13 protein-coding genes are annotated in these 14,740 nt (G+C 64.5%); 3 read left to right on the top strand and 10 right to left on the bottom strand.

What is annotated here, in order from left to right:
- Window positions 1–16 precede the first annotated feature (16 nt).
- The 7 genes from FFS09_RS10595 to FFS09_RS10565 all read right to left on the bottom strand — a co-directional run bounded on the left by FFS09_RS10595 (window position 17) and on the right by FFS09_RS10565 (window position 7,918).
- Complete coding sequence (locus FFS09_RS10595; RefSeq protein WP_137918837.1) at window positions 17–1,069, bottom strand: FemAB family XrtA/PEP-CTERM system-associated protein; 1,053 nt, start codon at window positions 1,067–1,069, stop codon at window positions 17–19.
- Window positions 1,062–1,928, bottom strand: a complete 867-nt coding sequence (locus FFS09_RS10590) for an XrtA system polysaccharide deacetylase (RefSeq protein ID WP_137918836.1) — start codon at window positions 1,926–1,928, stop codon at window positions 1,062–1,064. Before FFS09_RS10590 ends, FFS09_RS10595 begins: the two co-directional genes overlap by 8 nt.
- A 15-nt stretch (window positions 1,929–1,943) precedes the next feature.
- Window positions 1,944–3,065 carry an XrtA/PEP-CTERM system-associated ATPase gene (locus FFS09_RS10585; RefSeq protein WP_137918835.1) on the bottom strand — a complete coding sequence of 374 codons (1,122 nt, stop codon included), beginning with the start codon at window positions 3,063–3,065 and terminating at the stop codon, window positions 1,944–1,946.
- 3 nt (window positions 3,066–3,068) lie between these two features.
- Window positions 3,069–4,604 carry a TIGR03016 family PEP-CTERM system-associated outer membrane protein gene (locus tag FFS09_RS10580; protein WP_171019965.1) on the bottom strand — a complete coding sequence of 512 codons (1,536 nt, stop codon included), beginning with the start codon at window positions 4,602–4,604 and terminating at the stop codon, window positions 3,069–3,071.
- 82 nt (window positions 4,605–4,686) lie between these two features.
- Window positions 4,687–5,643 (bottom strand): XrtA-associated tyrosine autokinase, encoded by a 957-nt coding sequence (locus tag FFS09_RS10575; RefSeq protein ID WP_137918833.1) that lies wholly within the window; start codon window positions 5,641–5,643, stop codon window positions 4,687–4,689.
- A 13-nt stretch (window positions 5,644–5,656) separates the two neighbouring features.
- Window positions 5,657–7,213: an XrtA system polysaccharide chain length determinant gene (locus FFS09_RS10570; RefSeq protein WP_137918832.1), complete on the bottom strand. Its 1,557-nt coding sequence runs from the start codon at window positions 7,211–7,213 to the stop codon at window positions 5,657–5,659.
- 69 nt (window positions 7,214–7,282) lie between these two features.
- Window positions 7,283–7,918 carry an XrtA/PEP-CTERM system exopolysaccharide export protein gene (locus tag FFS09_RS10565; protein ID WP_137918831.1) on the bottom strand — a complete coding sequence of 212 codons (636 nt, stop codon included), beginning with the start codon at window positions 7,916–7,918 and terminating at the stop codon, window positions 7,283–7,285.
- A gap of 259 nt (window positions 7,919–8,177) precedes the next feature.
- Between FFS09_RS10565 and FFS09_RS10560 the strand changes: the two genes are divergently transcribed.
- Complete coding sequence (locus tag FFS09_RS10560) at window positions 8,178–9,374, top strand: amino acid aminotransferase (protein WP_137918830.1); 1,197 nt, start codon at window positions 8,178–8,180, stop codon at window positions 9,372–9,374.
- Between the two features lie 52 nt (window positions 9,375–9,426).
- Here the strand turns inward: FFS09_RS10560 and ygiD are convergent, their stop codons facing one another.
- The gene (ygiD, locus tag FFS09_RS10555) at window positions 9,427–10,305 is read right to left on the bottom strand and encodes a 4,5-DOPA-extradiol-dioxygenase (protein ID WP_137918829.1); all 879 of its coding nucleotides are present in this window, start codon (window positions 10,303–10,305) and stop codon (window positions 9,427–9,429) included.
- Between the two features lie 151 nt (window positions 10,306–10,456).
- Here ygiD and FFS09_RS10550 point away from each other — a divergent pair, with 151 nt between their 5' ends.
- The gene (locus FFS09_RS10550) at window positions 10,457–11,881 is read left to right on the top strand and encodes a polyhydroxyalkanoate depolymerase (protein WP_137918828.1); all 1,425 of its coding nucleotides are present in this window, start codon (window positions 10,457–10,459) and stop codon (window positions 11,879–11,881) included.
- A 52-nt stretch (window positions 11,882–11,933) separates the two neighbouring features.
- Complete coding sequence (gene rsxB, locus FFS09_RS10545; protein WP_137918827.1) at window positions 11,934–12,596, top strand: electron transport complex subunit RsxB; 663 nt, start codon at window positions 11,934–11,936, stop codon at window positions 12,594–12,596.
- 2 nt (window positions 12,597–12,598) lie between these two features.
- On the opposite strand, the gene FFS09_RS10540 is transcribed toward rsxB, so the two are convergent.
- Together FFS09_RS10540 and FFS09_RS10535 are read right to left on the bottom strand one after the other, a co-directional pair.
- On the bottom strand, window positions 12,599–14,098 hold the full coding sequence (locus tag FFS09_RS10540) for a methyl-accepting chemotaxis protein (RefSeq protein ID WP_137918826.1): 1,500 nt from the start codon (window positions 14,096–14,098) through the stop codon (window positions 12,599–12,601).
- A 150-nt stretch (window positions 14,099–14,248) separates the two neighbouring features.
- Entirely contained in the window at window positions 14,249–14,737 is a 489-nt protein-coding gene (locus tag FFS09_RS10535; RefSeq protein WP_137918825.1) for a VOC family protein, read from the bottom strand.
- Between the last annotated feature and the right edge of the window lie 3 nt (window positions 14,738–14,740).

Below are 14,740 nucleotides of genomic sequence, written 5' to 3'. Positions count from 1 at the left end.
GCGCGTCGGGGTGGCGTTAGCCCAGATTGCGCACGATGAACGGGCCCAGCCAGTTCGCCACGCCGATGGGCAGACGCCGCCAAGTGGCGATCAGCAGCTTGTACTTGGCATTGGCCGGGTTGTTCTGCGGGATGCTTTCGCGCTTGTACAGGCGGTACTCGTAGTTCAGCGGCGTGGGTTCGAAGCCCCAGTTCTTCTTGAACGCATAGGGGCCCGTGCCTTCCTTGCTGCGGCCGTAGTCGAACACCTTGAGCCCGCGCGCACAGGCCAGGCGCATGAGTTCCCAGTACTTGAAGTCGTTGGCCGCGAGGTCGCGCGCGGCCTCGTCGTCGCCCGCGTAGTACGGCAGCACCTCGTCGCGAAAGTAGAAGCTGAGCACGCTGGACAGCGGGCGGCCTTCGGCCGAGCACACCGTCAGCACCTCGCAGTCGGAGCCGAAGATCTTGAGCAGGGTTTCGAAGTAGCGCTTGGGCATCGCGGGCGTGCCGTGGCGGTGCACGTTGTCGGCGTACATCGCGAAGAAGCGGTCGGCGTTCGGGTCGATGTGCGAGGTCAGTGCGTTCTTGATGCCCTTGCGCACCATCGCGCGCTGCTTGCGCGGGATGGCCAGCATGTTGTCCTCTTCCTTGGGCAGGATGGCCTTGCGGAAGGTGACGTAGAGATCTTGTACCGGCCAGTCGGTGTGGCGGCGTTCGATGTGGCGCAGCTCCAGGTGGTCGGTCCCCAGCTCGGTAGCCAGGCGTTGGGCCTCGGCTTCGAGGGCCGTGGTGGCCTCTTCCGTCGTGCCCACGGCCCCGCCGTACACGGCAAACGGCAGACCGGTGAGCGCGTTGCCGAACAGGCGGCTGTTCACATGGGCCAGCGGCAGCACACCCTGGATCTCGCCACCCGACTCGACGTAGAGGAAGTAGGTGTCGTGGCGGAAGACGCCGCGAATGACGGTCTGCCAGCCTGCGCGGTGAAAGAACGTGGCTTTCGGTTGCGCGAGAACGAACGCGTCCCAGCGGGCGACTTGATCGGGTTGGGCGCTATCGAGACGGTGGATGCGCAGGTCGGCCGGCTCAGACAACGGGCACCTCTTGCTCGCGGTCCTTCAGAAAGATCTGGTCCATGCGGCCCCAGCGGAAATCGTCGAGCAGACGCGAAAGGCGCTGCTCGGTGCGCCCGATGTTGACGTAGTGGCGAAAGCGTGTCTTGAGGTCGATGCCGGCCACGCGCGGTTGTTCGGGATCGATCTCCCAGGGATGGAAGTAGAAGATGGCGGACTGCGCATCGCGCAGGTTCACCTGCTGCAGCATCCAGCGCGACAGGGAGTACGGCATGAGGCGGAAATAGCCACCGCCGCTGGACGGCAGGTTGCGGTTGAACAGGCGCAACGTGGTGGGCGGCACTTCGAGCAGCCCATCGCGAATCTGGTGCGCAAAGCGCGGCGCATCGGGCATGCCGTAGTGGTCGTGCCGCACCGGGTAGATGCTGGAGCTGTAGCGGTAGCCGGCGCGCTTGAGCGTGTCCAGTGCCCAGAGGTTCCCGGCACCGATCGAGAAGCTGGGTGCCCGATAACCCAGAACCGCCTGGCCGCCAATGTCTTCCAGCAAGCCTTTGGCACGCGTGATGTCGTCGAAAAACTCCGCCTCGGAAAGATCGCTCACCCGTTGGTGTCCATACCCATGGCTGGCCAGCTCATGGCCTTCGCGCACGATGCGCCGCACCATCTCGGGGTAGCGCTCGGCCACCCACCCCAGCGTGAAGAATGTGGCGCGCGTCTGCTTCGCGGCCAGCAGCTGCAGAATGCGGTCGATGTTGTGTTCGACCCGGCATTCGCGCTGATCCCATTCCGCGCGGTCGATGTAGGGCGCCATGGCCGAGACCTGGAAATAGTCCTCGACGTCGATGGTCAGCGCATTGGTGATGGGCGTGCTGGATGGCATGAGAACCCCCGTGGATCAGTTGCCGGAACCGTTGCTGCGGGATTTTCGGGTCGCGGCCACGATTTTTTTCAATGCCCCCAGGATCTCCAGACTGACACGTTCCTGCCGCAGAACGCTGCGCTCCATGCGGAGCAAGCGGGTGCTCAGTTGTTCGGCCGTAACACGGGTAAGTTCTTCACCCATGCCATCGACCACGGCAGGGTCCAGTTCCAGGTCTTCCGGTCCGATGCCGTCCACCAGCGAGGGGCGGGATTCGCCACCCTCGCCCGCCTTGGGCAGATGCCCCCAGCGTTCGTCGGCGTCATCGGCGTTCGGTACGGGAACCGCGCTCTCGGCGTGCATCTCCGCGATCACCTCGTTGAGCGCATCCAGCGTGAGCGTGGGCGCTTCGGACAGATAACCCTGCAGCAACAGGCGGTCGCACAAGGTGTTGATGCGGCGCGGAATGCCGCCGCTGTGCTGAAAAATGCCCGCAAAAACCGCTGGCTCGAAAGCCGGTTTGTCGACACCGCCAGCGCACTTGATGCGGTGCTCGATGTAGGCGCGGGTGTCTTCTTCGTCGAGCGGCCCAAGATGGCACCGCGCCGTGACACGCTGGCGCAACTGCAGCATGCCCGGCCCTTGCAGGATGTTCCGAAACTCGGGTTGCCCCACGAGAAAGGTCTGCAGCAAGGCCTGCTCGCCGAACTGGAAGTTGGAGAGCATGCGCAACTCCTCCACGGCCAGCGGCTGAAGGTTCTGCGCTTCATCGACGATCAACAGGCAGCGTTTGCCCTGCGTGGTCTGGGTGATGAAGAAGGCTTCGAGCGCCATCAGCATGTCGGCCTTGCCGGTGCCGCGCACCGGGACACCAAAAGCGGCGCACACCAGCTTCAACGCGTCCTCCGCGCCCAACTGCGTGCTGACCAGGTGCGCCGCCACCACCGAGCCGTTCTCCAGGCTGTCGAGCAGGTCGCGCACGATGGTGGTCTTGCCAGCTCCCACCTCCCCGGTGATGACGATGAAGCCCTCGCCGCGCATGACGCCGTACACCAGGTACGAGCGCGCACGCCGGTGCGGCTTGCTGCTGTAGTAGAAACGCGGGTCGGGGTTGAGTTGAAAGGGCTTGCTGGTCAGCCCGTAATAAGCTTCGTACATGAATCAGAACCGGTGGGTGATGACGCCCAACACAGCGGTTTCCTTGTAGGGATTGGACCCCTTGAAAATGGCGTGTCGGAGTTGCACGGCGCCACTGGTCCGCGCGGCCAGGCGTGTGCTGACACCAAGCGTCAGTGTTTTCAGGTTGTAGCGAAATGCGTTGCTGTCGCCTTCGGTGGACTGGCTTGCAACCCCGGCATTGAACGACGTGAGGGGCGTGAGGCGATGGGCAAAGGTGACACGCCAGCCTTTCTCCATGATGTTGTTGGCGAGGCTGAAATCATCGGCCAGGATGATCATGGGATTGATGGCGCGCGACGTATTGCGGCTCAAGGCAAAGATCACGACATTGCGCTGCCCAAACAATCCCAGCGAAAGCTCCTGAGCCCGCTGCACCGTCGCTTGCGATGCCAGGAAACCCGCCGTCACAGGGTAGTCGGCCGGCAAACCCAGCCGCCGCAGTTCGGCGTTCACGTTCTGCGCCCTCAGCACCGGATCGGGTTCACTGGACAGCGCGTCAACCAGGCCATACAGCGTCCCGCTGGTGCCGGCGACGCCGTCGAGTTGGTTGGTGAACAGGTCGCGCGAATCCGTGTAGCGCCAGACCGAACGCCGACTGGCGTACTCGATCTCCACGTTGTGACCCTTGCCGAAATAACGGTTGGAGCGTTCGAGCACCACGCGCGCCCGTTCGAAGGGACGCCAGTCCAGACCCACCCCGGTGTTCCGATAGGACTTCATGTCCGCGGTCAGCAAGTCGTTGGACTCCACACCCACATGCCCTTGCAACGTCAGCGTCGGGGACACCGCGTAGAACAAACGACCCGTCACGGCATCCAGGGTCTGTTGGGCGCCAAGGGTGTAGTCGTAACGGGTGCGCCCCGCTTCGACCATCCAGCCCAGCGACGTACCGCCTTCTGGCTGACGTCCAAGCCGCGCCAACACTTCGTGGCTCGTGATGTCGGAGCGCATCTCGGCCTCGGTACGGGTGGACTGCCAGCCGTACCGCAACTCGTAATCCATGCTGCCCGCGAGGACACCACGCAGGTAGGGCGACACGCGAAAACTCGATGTTTCGGCCAGATTGGCATTGCCCAGGGAGTCGGCCGAGGGGTTGGCGAATGCGGAAATCGCCTGCTGCCCGATGATGCCCACGACGTCGACGAATGCCCGGTTGTCCCACGCATTGAACGTGCCGTTGGCATTGAGCGACTGCTGGATGTTGTCGTTGACGGAGGTATTCCGCGCGTCGTAGATGCCTCGCAGCGAGTAGTCGAGAGCCCCCCTGAGGCGGGCATTGTTGACCACCAGGCCAATACCCGGACTGATCTCGGTGATCTGCTCTGCCCGACGCAGCGAGCCCAGGTCGGCCAGATTCCCGTTGTTGGTGACGCCCAGCGACAACGAGATACGTGGCTCCACCCAGATGCTCGGGACGGGCCCGACTGGCACATCCACCTCTCCGCCCGGGGTCTGCGCAGCAGGCAGTTCCTGCGCCTGACCGGCGACATGCAAGGACAGCACCAGCAGTCCCGACATGGCCCGCGCCAACGTGGCGGTCCGAAAAATATCCGGTCGGCTGAACGATCTTCTTGTCACTGGATCTCCTCCCTGAATCGCATCAAGCCGTGGCGGCCTCGGTCGCCTTCGATGGCTCGGCGGCCCCGTGACCGTAGCTGTACCCATAGCCATGGGCGTCCTGGTCACCTCCATGCACCTGGTTGAGCACCATCAGCTTGATCGGGCAGGACTCGATGGTCGTCAGCGCGTGCTTCACCTGCGACTGCAAGGTTTTCTCCGCCTGCACCACCACGACGATCTGGCCCATGTGCGTGGCCAACACACGGGATTCCGTGGTGAGCAGCAACGGAGGCGAATCGAAAATGATGATGCGGTCCGGATAACGGTGCCCCATCTCTTCGATCAACCGGGTCATCGCATCACTGGCCAACAGCTCGGTGGCGCGCGGATGCGGCGTCCCGCTGGGCAGCAGGCTCAGCTTGTCGACGTTGGTCCGCAGCAGCGTGTCGGACATTTCGATCTTTTCGTTCGTCAACAGATCGAGCAGTCCGGGGCCATGCGGCAACCCCAAGGTCTTCATGATCGAGGGACGCGACACGTCGGCATCCACCAGCAACACCGTGTAGTCCAGTTCCATGGCAATGCTCATGGCCAGGTTGATGGCGGTGAAGCTCTTGCCTTCGCCCGGCATCGCGCTGGTGACCATGATGCGGTTGCCATGGGCTGCCGCCGAAGCACCTTTGCCGGTGGCATTGGCAATCAGGGGGCGCTTGATCACGCGGTACTCGTCTGCGATGACGGCGCGCGGCGCGTTCGGGGTGACGAAGCCGGCTTCGGCAAGCGCGGCCAGGTCGATTCGAACGCTCTTGGACATCTGCTTGCCGGGCTCCTTCGGCGCTGCCACGGCTGGGGCTGCGCGCGCGACCGTCGGCGCAGGCGCGGTTGCCGGCGTGTTGGACAAGGGTGCGGTGGAGGCCTCGGGCGCAGGCGGCATATCCGCACCGGCTTGCCGCAGTTGCTCAAGCCTCTGGGCCGCTTTTTCAATCAAGCTGGACATGTTCAAACCACCTTCAAAGGCTGGAGTGGTACGACAGAGCGGCCATACCAATGAGGAACAACACGACCAATGCCAGGATCGCCATCAGGAAGCGCCGCAGACTGCGCGACTCGCGCCGGCGCATGGTGTCGTTCTTGACCAAGGTCACAACACCCAGCAACGGCAATTCCGTGGCGCCACGCAAAGCAGAGGCATCGAAGAACACGGGGCGCAACTGGCTGACCAGGAAGGTCACGCCAACACCCGCAGCCAACGCCGCGATCAAGGCAACCGGCAACAGCAAGGCACGGTTCGGCGCGACCGGTTTGCGAGACACCTGCGGGGGCTCGACCACCCGGAAGTCGGCCAGATTGGACGTGCTTTCCAATTCACCGCTCATCAACACCGTTTCGCGGCGCGACACCAGGTCCTGGTAGTTCTTGCGGTGGATTTCGTAGTCGCGGTTGAGCTGGGCCAGCTCCGCTTCCATCTGCGGAGCCACCTTCATCTGTTCCCGCAGACGGGCTGCGCGGGCCTCGTATTCGCCCACGCGAGCACGCAGCGACGCCACCTGGACCTCCGCCGAGGCCAATGTCCGCGACATCTCCACAATGGCGGGGTTGTTCCCGATCACGGGAGCGGACGGAGAGGCCGCTGCCGCACGGCGCATGTCTGCGATGTCGCGGCGCTTCTGATCTTCCAGCTCCTTGATCAACTTGCGCGTGTTGAGCACATCGGGATGTTGATCGGTGAAACGCTGCAACAGCGCATCCAGGCTGCGCTTGAGCGCATCGAGGCGCGAATCGAGCTCGGGCGTGGCAATGCTGGAAAACGCGCTATCGGGCGCGCTGCGCGCCATCTCGCGGGCTTTCTCCAACTGCACGCGGGCCGCTTCGCGGGCGCTTTCGGCCTCGCGCAACTCCAGGCGCGCCTGGCTGAGCGTGGTGAGCATTTCCGCCATGCGAGCGGCCACATCCGGGCCACCAGCCGCCTGCATGTCCAGGTTGCGCAGGCGAAACTCCTTGACCCGGGCTTCGGCTTCGGAGAGCTTTTGCTCGTAGTTCTTGATCTGCTCTTCAATGAAGCGGCGTGCGCTGTCCGAGTCCGCCCCTGACGCGCCTTTGGCCGACTCGACAAAGATGGTCAGCAAAGACTTCACGACCTCCAGCGAGCGCTCGGGGTTCTCATCGCGGTAGGACAGCGTGTAGAGGTTGTCCCGGCCCGTCGAACGGATCGCGAGCGACTTCGAGAGATTGGCCACCAGGGCATCGCGTTCCGCCTTGGTCTGGCCCGGCGTTTCCAGCTGGGCCATCTGCATGAGCTTTTCCACCGTGGGTCGGTTGATCAGCGTGCGGCTGAGCATGGCCACCTGCTGCTCGACATCGGGCTGAATGGCCAGGCCGGCCATCAGCGGCCGCAGGATCGACTGCGTGTCGACGTAGACGCGGGACGAGGCCTCGTAACGGTCCGGAATCATCAGGACGCCCGCGGCACCAATGGCGGCCACGATCCAGGCGATCAGCACCCCCATCCGACGGTACTTCCACATGCCCCGCAGGGTGGTGGCGATTTGGTTCAGGAGATCATGCATGCTGGAATCGGTGTGTGACAGCAAGGGACTGGCTGGTCACGCGACCAGCCCACGCGCCATGAAGGTGGTTCAGAACCAGCCTTGCGGGATGATGAGAATGTCGCCGGGCAGCATTTCAACGTTGGCGGAAATGTCGCCCCGCTTGACCAGATCCTGCAAACGCACGCTGTAGCGCTTGTTGGCCTCGGAAGCGCGCACGATCGTGGCCTTGTTGCCGTCGGCAAAATCGGTCAGACCGCCCACGGCGATCATCACGTCCATGACCGTCATCTTTTGCTTGTAGGGCAGGAACTGCGGCTTGGTGGCTTCACCCACCACGCGGATCTGCTCGCTGTAAGGACCGACGAAATTGGTGACGATCACGGTCACCACCGGGTCGCGCACGAATTTGCTCAGGGCTTTTTCTACGTCGCGGGCGATTTCCGAGGACGTCTTGCCTTGCGCCACCAGCTCGTCCACCAGCGGCGCCGACACCTTGCCATCCGGGCGCACCGGGACGGTCAACGACAGCTCCGGGTTGCGCCACACGGTGATGTTCAGCGTATCGCCTGGCCCGACGAGGTACGCATAGGTGGCCGTGCTGGCCACGATCGGCGCGGGAGGCAATTTGCTGCTGCTCGCGCAACCACTGACACCGACCATCAACGCGGCTGCAGAAGCGCCGATGGCGAGAACACGAACAAGAGCAGAAGTATGTTTTCGCATGACCCATTTCCTCCTAAGCGCGGCGAAATGTTAATAAAAGTTAATTCCCTTTTGAATATACCCCAGAGCATCCGTCAAGAAGCCCCCCAGCGATCGACATCGGGTCAACAACACCGCCACCTGTATGCGGAAGCACACGGTTGGGGTCAGAAAATACATCCGGAAGGGCATTGACAGTGTGCCCTCCCTGGGCCGCATAAGCAGCAAAGCGCAACGTTAAAATGCCGGCTGCTTTCGCCCTCAACCCAGGAAATCCAGCATGTCCCTCTTCTCCGCCGTCGAAATGGCGCCGCGCGACCCGATTCTGGGTCTGAACGAACAATTTGCCGCCGACACCAACCCCAACAAAGTCAACCTCGGCGTCGGCGTCTACTTCGACGACAACGGCAAGCTGCCCTTGCTGCAATGTGTGCAAGCGGCCGAGAAGACAATGATGGACAAGCCCGCGGCCCGCGGCTACCTGCCCATCGACGGCATTGCCGCGTACGACGCAGCGGTCAAGGGCCTGGTGTTCGGTGCCGAATCCGAGCCCGTCAAATCCGGCCGCGTCGCCACGGTGCAGGCCATCGGTGGTACGGGCGGCCTCAAGATCGGCGCCGACTTCCTCAAGCGACTGAACCCCGACGCGACCGTGCTGATCAGCGACCCGAGCTGGGAAAACCACCGCGCGCTGTTCACCAACGCGGGTTTCAAGGTCGACAGCTACGCCTACTACGACGCCGAGAAGCGCGGCGTCAACTTCGACGGCATGCTCGCCAGCCTGAACGCGGCCACGCCCGGCACCATCGCCGTGCTGCACGCCTGCTGCCACAACCCGACGGGCTATGACATCACCCCGGCACAGTGGGATCAGGTGATCGCCGTCGTCAAGGCCCGTGGCCTCACGCCTTTCCTGGACATGGCGTACCAGGGCTTCGGCCATGGCATTGCCGAAGACGGCGCGGTCATCGGCAAATTCGTCGCCGCTGGCCTCACCTTCTTCGTCTCGACGTCCTTCTCCAAGAGCTTCAGCCTGTATGGCGAACGCGTGGGCGCGCTGTCGGTGCTGTGCGAAAACGCCGAAGAAGCCTCGCGCGTGCTGTCGCAACTCAAGATCGTGATCCGCACCAACTACTCCAACCCGCCGATCCACGGTGGCGCGGTGGTCGCCGCCGTGCTGAACAACCCCGAGCTGCGCGCCGTGTGGGAAAAGGAACTGGGCGAGATGCGCGTGCGCATCAAGGCCATGCGCCAGAAGCTGGTGGACGGGCTCAAGGCCGCCGGCGTGAAGCAGGACATGGGCTTCATCACCAGCCAGATCGGCATGTTCAGCTACTCCGGTCTGAGCAAGGACCAGATGGTGCGCCTGCGCAGCGAGTTCGGCGTGTACGGCACCGACACCGGCCGCATGTGCGTGGCCGCGCTCAACAGCAAGAACATCGACTACGTCTGCCAGTCGATTGCCAAGGTGGTTTGATACACCCCCGCAGGATCAAAAAAACCGCGCATTGCGCGGTTTTTTTTCGCGTTCAACCCCACACCACCGAACGCATGGAAATCGACGCGCCCTGGAAGCCGTCGTTGAAAAACCGGGGCGCCTCGTCCGCACCTGCGGCCCCGGCTGCGTACAGCAGCGGCAAGTAGTGCTCCCAGCTCGGGTGGGCCATCTGGGCCACCGCGCCGAGCTGTTGAAAATCGCTCAAGGCTTCCAGCCGGCCTTGCTCGATGTGCTCGGCCGTGACCCGGTCGAATTCGATCGCCCAGTCGTAGGCCTGGTTGTCGGCGGCATCGCGGCGCATCGTGCGCAGGTTGTGAACCATGTTGCCACTGCCGACGATCAACACGCCGCGCTCGCGCAATTGTGCCAACTGACGGCCAACGGCGAAGTGCTCAGCAGCGGGGCGCCGGTAGTCCATGCTCAGCTGGATGACCGGGATGTTCGCTTCGGGAAACATGGGCTTGAGCACCGACCACGCGCCATGGTCCAGACCCCATTCACCCTCGTCCAGATCCAGCGCGCGACCCGAATCGGGCTGGTGGACCACACCGCTGATCGCGCGCGCCATCGCGGGCGAGCCGGGCGCCGGATACTGCTGGTCAAACAGCGCCTGGGGAAAGCCGCCGAAGTCGTGGATGGTGGGCGGGGCCTGCATGGCGGTGAGCTGCCATCCGGAGGTCAGCCAGTGCGCCGAAATGCACAGGATCAGCGCCGGTGGCGCGCCGCGCAAGCGCAAGTCGTTGCCCAGAGCCTCCCAGCTGCGCCGCCAACGGTTGTCTTCGATCGCGTTCATGGGACTGCCATGCCCGAGAAACAGCACCGGCAAGCGCTCGGTGGCCGGCAAAATGTCGGCAAGGTCCATGGCGCGCTGGGCGACGGGTGTGAGGGGTGCGGTGGTGGAGGTGTTCATAGGGATCCCAAGGGCGGTGGCAGTGATGACCGTCCAGAATTCTTTCACGAAGGTGACGGCAGGCCGTACAAGTTAGGTGCGGCCCACTTCACCATTTGGTGCACAAACTGCTATATTGCACCGCAACATAACTGTATTTGACGGGCGCCCCATGCTGTACCAAATCTACGAAACCCAGCGTTCGATCATGGAGCCGTTTTCCGATCTGGCCGAAGTGGCCGCGCGGCTCTACAGCAACCCCATGCTTCCGCTGGCGCAATTGCCCGGCGCGCAACGCATCTCCGCAGGGTACGACCTCCTCCACCGCCTGGGCAAGGACTACGAAAAGCCGGTCTTCGGCATCCACACGGTCGACGTGGACGGCGTGGACATCGCGATCCACGAACGCATCGAAATCGACAAACCGTTCTGCGAGCTGCGCCGCTTCAAGCGCTTCTCGGACAACACCGAAACCCTGGCCAAGCTCAAGGGCCAGCCGGTGGTGCTGATCGTCGCGCCGCTGTCGGGCCACTACGCCACGCTGCTGCGCGACACGGTGCGCACCATGCTCAAGGACCACAAGGTCTACATCACCGACTGGAAGAACGCCCGCCTCGTGCCCCTGGCCGACGGCGAGTTCCATCTGGATGACTACGTCAACTACGTGCAGGAATTCATCCGCTACCTGCAGCAAGGCTATGGCAACTGCCACGTGATCAGCGTCTGCCAGCCCACCGTGCCGGTGCTCGCGGCCGTTTCGCTCATGGCCAGCCGCGGCGAAACCACGCCGCTGTCCATGACCATGATGGGCGGGCCGATCGACGCGCGCAAATCGCCCACGGCGGTGAACAACCTGGCCACGCAGCGCAGCCACGAGTGGTTCGAGAACAACGTGATCTACCGCGTGCCCGACAACTTCCCCGGCGCGGGCCGCCGCGTCTACCCGGGCTTCCTGCAGCACACCGGCTTCGTGGCCATGAACCCGGACCGCCATGCGTCCAGCCACTACGACTACTTCAAGGACCTGATCAAGGGCGACAACTCCAGCGCCGAAAGCCACCGCAAGTTCTACGACGAGTACAACGCCGTGCTCGACATGGACGCCGACTACTACCTCGAAACCATCGAGACCGTGTTCCAGGAATTCAAGCTGGTCAACGGCACCTGGGACGTGAAGAACGAAGGCGGCAAGCTCGAGCGCGTGCGCCCGCAGGACATCACCCGCACCGCCCTGCTCACCGTCGAAGGCGAGCTCGACGACATCTCCGGCTCGGGCCAGACCGCCGCCGCGCACGGGCTGTGCACCGGCGTCCCGAAGTCGCAGCAGATGCACTACGAGGCCCAGGGCGCGGGGCACTACGGCATCTTCAGCGGCCGGCGTTGGCGCGACATGGTGCACCCGGTGGTGAAGACCTTCATCCAGGCCCACCAGCCAGCCGCGGTCGCAGTGGCGCCTGTGGTCGCACACCCCCCTGCGGTCGCGAAGCGGCCTGCCGCCAAAAAGGCCGCACCTAAAGTGGTGGCCAGCAAGACCGTGGCGACGAAAAAAGCGCCCATCGCCGCCAAGCGCGCGGCGCGCAAGACCGGCAAGGCCTGAACGGCCTTTTGAAGGTCACCGGCGCTGCCGCAGCGCCGGTATATTCGTCCGCATGAACGAACTCGCCCGGCGCATCGACGACGCCCTGCCGCAAACGCAGTGCACGCGCTGCGGCTATCCGGACTGCGCCCGTTACGCGCAAGCCATCGCGGCCGGTGAAGCGGGCATCAACCAGTGCCCGCCCGGGGGCGCCGAGGGCATCGAGCGCCTGGCCGCCCTCACCGGTTTGCCGGTGCGGCCGCTGGACCCCCGCTGTGGCATCGAAGGTCCGGTGACGGTGGCGGTGATCGACGAGGCCTGGTGCATCGGCTGCACGCTGTGCATCCAGGCCTGCCCCACCGACGCCATCGTCGGCATCCACAAGCGCATGCACACCGTGGTCGAACCGTACTGCACGGGGTGCGAGCTGTGCCTGCCGGTGTGCCCGGTGGATTGCATCTCGCTGGAGATCGTCAGCGGCGAGCGCACCGGCTGGCAAGCCTGGACCGCCGAGCAGGCGCAGCAAGGCCGCGAGCGCTACAACAGCCGGCAGTTGCGCCTGGCGCGCGAGAAACAGGAACACGACGCACGGCTGGACACGAAGGCGCGCGAGAAGCTCACCGATCTGGCCGCGCACTCGCAGATCACCGACGAAGCCGTGCTGGACAAGAAGCGCGCGGTGATCGAAGCCGCGCTGGCCCGCTCTCGCGCGAAGCGCGGTCAAGCGGGCGGCTGAACTCAGGCCATGGCGCGCGCAACGGTCTTGTAGACGCCGCAGCCGACGTACAGATCGTCGATCTTCACCACGTAGGACATCTTGCCCTGGATGGCGCCGGTGACCGGGTTGGCAATGTCGTACTCCACCCAGCCCTCGCCGATCTCGGCTTGCGCGACGATCGCGTTGAGCAAGGCCTGCCCGTCGATGCCCGCAATGTCCTGCACCCGGCTGCCCACCTTCTCCGGCTTGCCACCGAAGGCGCGGTAGATGCCCGCGCTGTCGAGCGCAAACACGTACATGTCGCGGTCGTGGAAGCCGCTCGAGGGCTCGGTGATCGCGCGCACGAAGCCCTCGCGCCCGCCCCGTGTGCGCTGCGCCTGGGCGCGGCTCACCAGTTGCATGGCCTCTTCGGCCGTGCCCTGCTGCAGCATGAAGGATGACACCGCGCGGGAGAGGTGCGCGGCGCGCTGTTCGAGTTGATCGGCCTGCGTCACCGCGCGCTCCACCATTTGCGCGTTGCGCTGGGTGATCTGGTCGAGCTGTGACACCGCGGAAGAAATCTCGCTCAGGCCGGTGCTTTGCTCGGCGCTGGACGCGGAAATCAGGGACATGTTGGCGGCCACCCCGCGCACGCCCGCGACGATCTGTCCGATGCTGCCGCCGGCTGTGCGGATCTGCGCCACGCCCGCCTCCACCTGGCTGCGCGACGCTTCGATGAGCGCGCGAATTTCCTTGGCCGATGCCGCCGAGCGTTGCGCCAAGGTGCGCACCTCGTTGGCCACCACGGCGAAGCCACGTCCCTGTTCACCCGCCCGGGCCGCTTCCACCGCGGCGTTGAGCGCCAGGATGTTGGTCTGGAAAGCCAGGCTGTCGATCACGCCGATGATGTCGTTCATCTGCTGAGCGCTCTTCTGAATGCCCTCCACGGATTGCACCGCGCTGCCCATCGATTGCGCGCCCGATTCCGCCACATCGCGCACCTGCGCGGCCTGTCGGTCGGACTCGCCCGCGGTATGGGCGTTCTGTTGCACCGTGCCCGAGAGTTCGTGCACGCTGGCCGCGGTCTGCTCCAGATTGGCCGCCTGTTGTTCGGTGCGATCGGCGAGGTCGCGGTTGCCGGCTGCCAGGCTCTTGCCCGCGTGTGCCACCAGCGCCGAATTGCTGCGCACTTCGGCCACCATGGCCGAGAGGTTGCCGATGGTTCGGTTGAGCAGTTGCGCCAGTTCGGCCAGCTCGTCGTGCCCCTGCGTGCGCAAGTTCGAGCGCAGATTGCCCGAGGCGGTTTGCTCCGTCGCCTCCAGCACCTGGCGAAAGTCGCGCTGGAAGCTGACGTAGAAACTCAGCATGAGATAGGCCTGCAGCACCAGGCCGGCCGCGGCCACCCAGGCGGCGTGCCCCGCCAACCACCACGTGGCCAGGGGCGGCAGCGCGCAGGCGCCCGCCAGCAACAACAACTTGGCGCGCAAATGCAGCCGCCGCATCAGCCAGATGCCGGGCGACAAGGGATGAATTCCGGGCATGGCGGTCCGCTCTCCTGAACGTCAATGGCTGCGATCGACCATTCGATCAAGCCACGAGATTACGTTCGCGGACCGCCCCGCAGTGGACCGAACAACGCCTCAAAAGGCGCCCTGCTCCCGCGTTTTGCCGGCGCCCGGGTCAGGCTGGTGTCAGGCAGGTTGGCTTGCCAGGCGCGCGAACGCGTCCACCACCTCGGCCGGCGCCTGCACCAGCTCGATCAGCACGCCCTCGCCCGCAATGGGGAATTCTTCGTTGGCCTTGGGGTGCAGGAAGGTGATGTCAAAACCCGCCGCACCCTTGCGAATGCCGCCGGGCGCGAAGCGCACGCCGTGCGCGCTGAGCCATTCCACCGCCTGGGGCAGATCGTCGATCCACAGGCCCACGTGGTTGAGCGGCGTGGTGTGCACCGCCGGCTTCTTGTCCGGGTCCAGCGGCTGCATCAGATCGACCTCGACCTTGAACGGGCCGCTGCCGATGGCGCAGATGTCTTCGTCCACGTTCTCACGTTCGCTGCGGAAAGTGCCGGTGATCTCCAGGCCGAGCATGTCGACCCAGAGTTTTTGCAGGCGCTGCTTGTCAGGCCCGCCAATGGCGATCTGCTGGATGCCCAGCACTTTGAAGGGGCGTGAAGAAGGCATGTG

It is taken from the genome of Hydrogenophaga sp. 2FB (genome assembly GCF_005503365.1).
In the GTDB taxonomy this organism is placed as follows: Bacteria; Pseudomonadota; Gammaproteobacteria; order Burkholderiales; family Burkholderiaceae_C; genus Hydrogenophaga.
The sequence above is the reverse complement of the archived record's forward strand: the minus strand, read 5'-3'. Positions and strand labels throughout refer to the sequence as shown.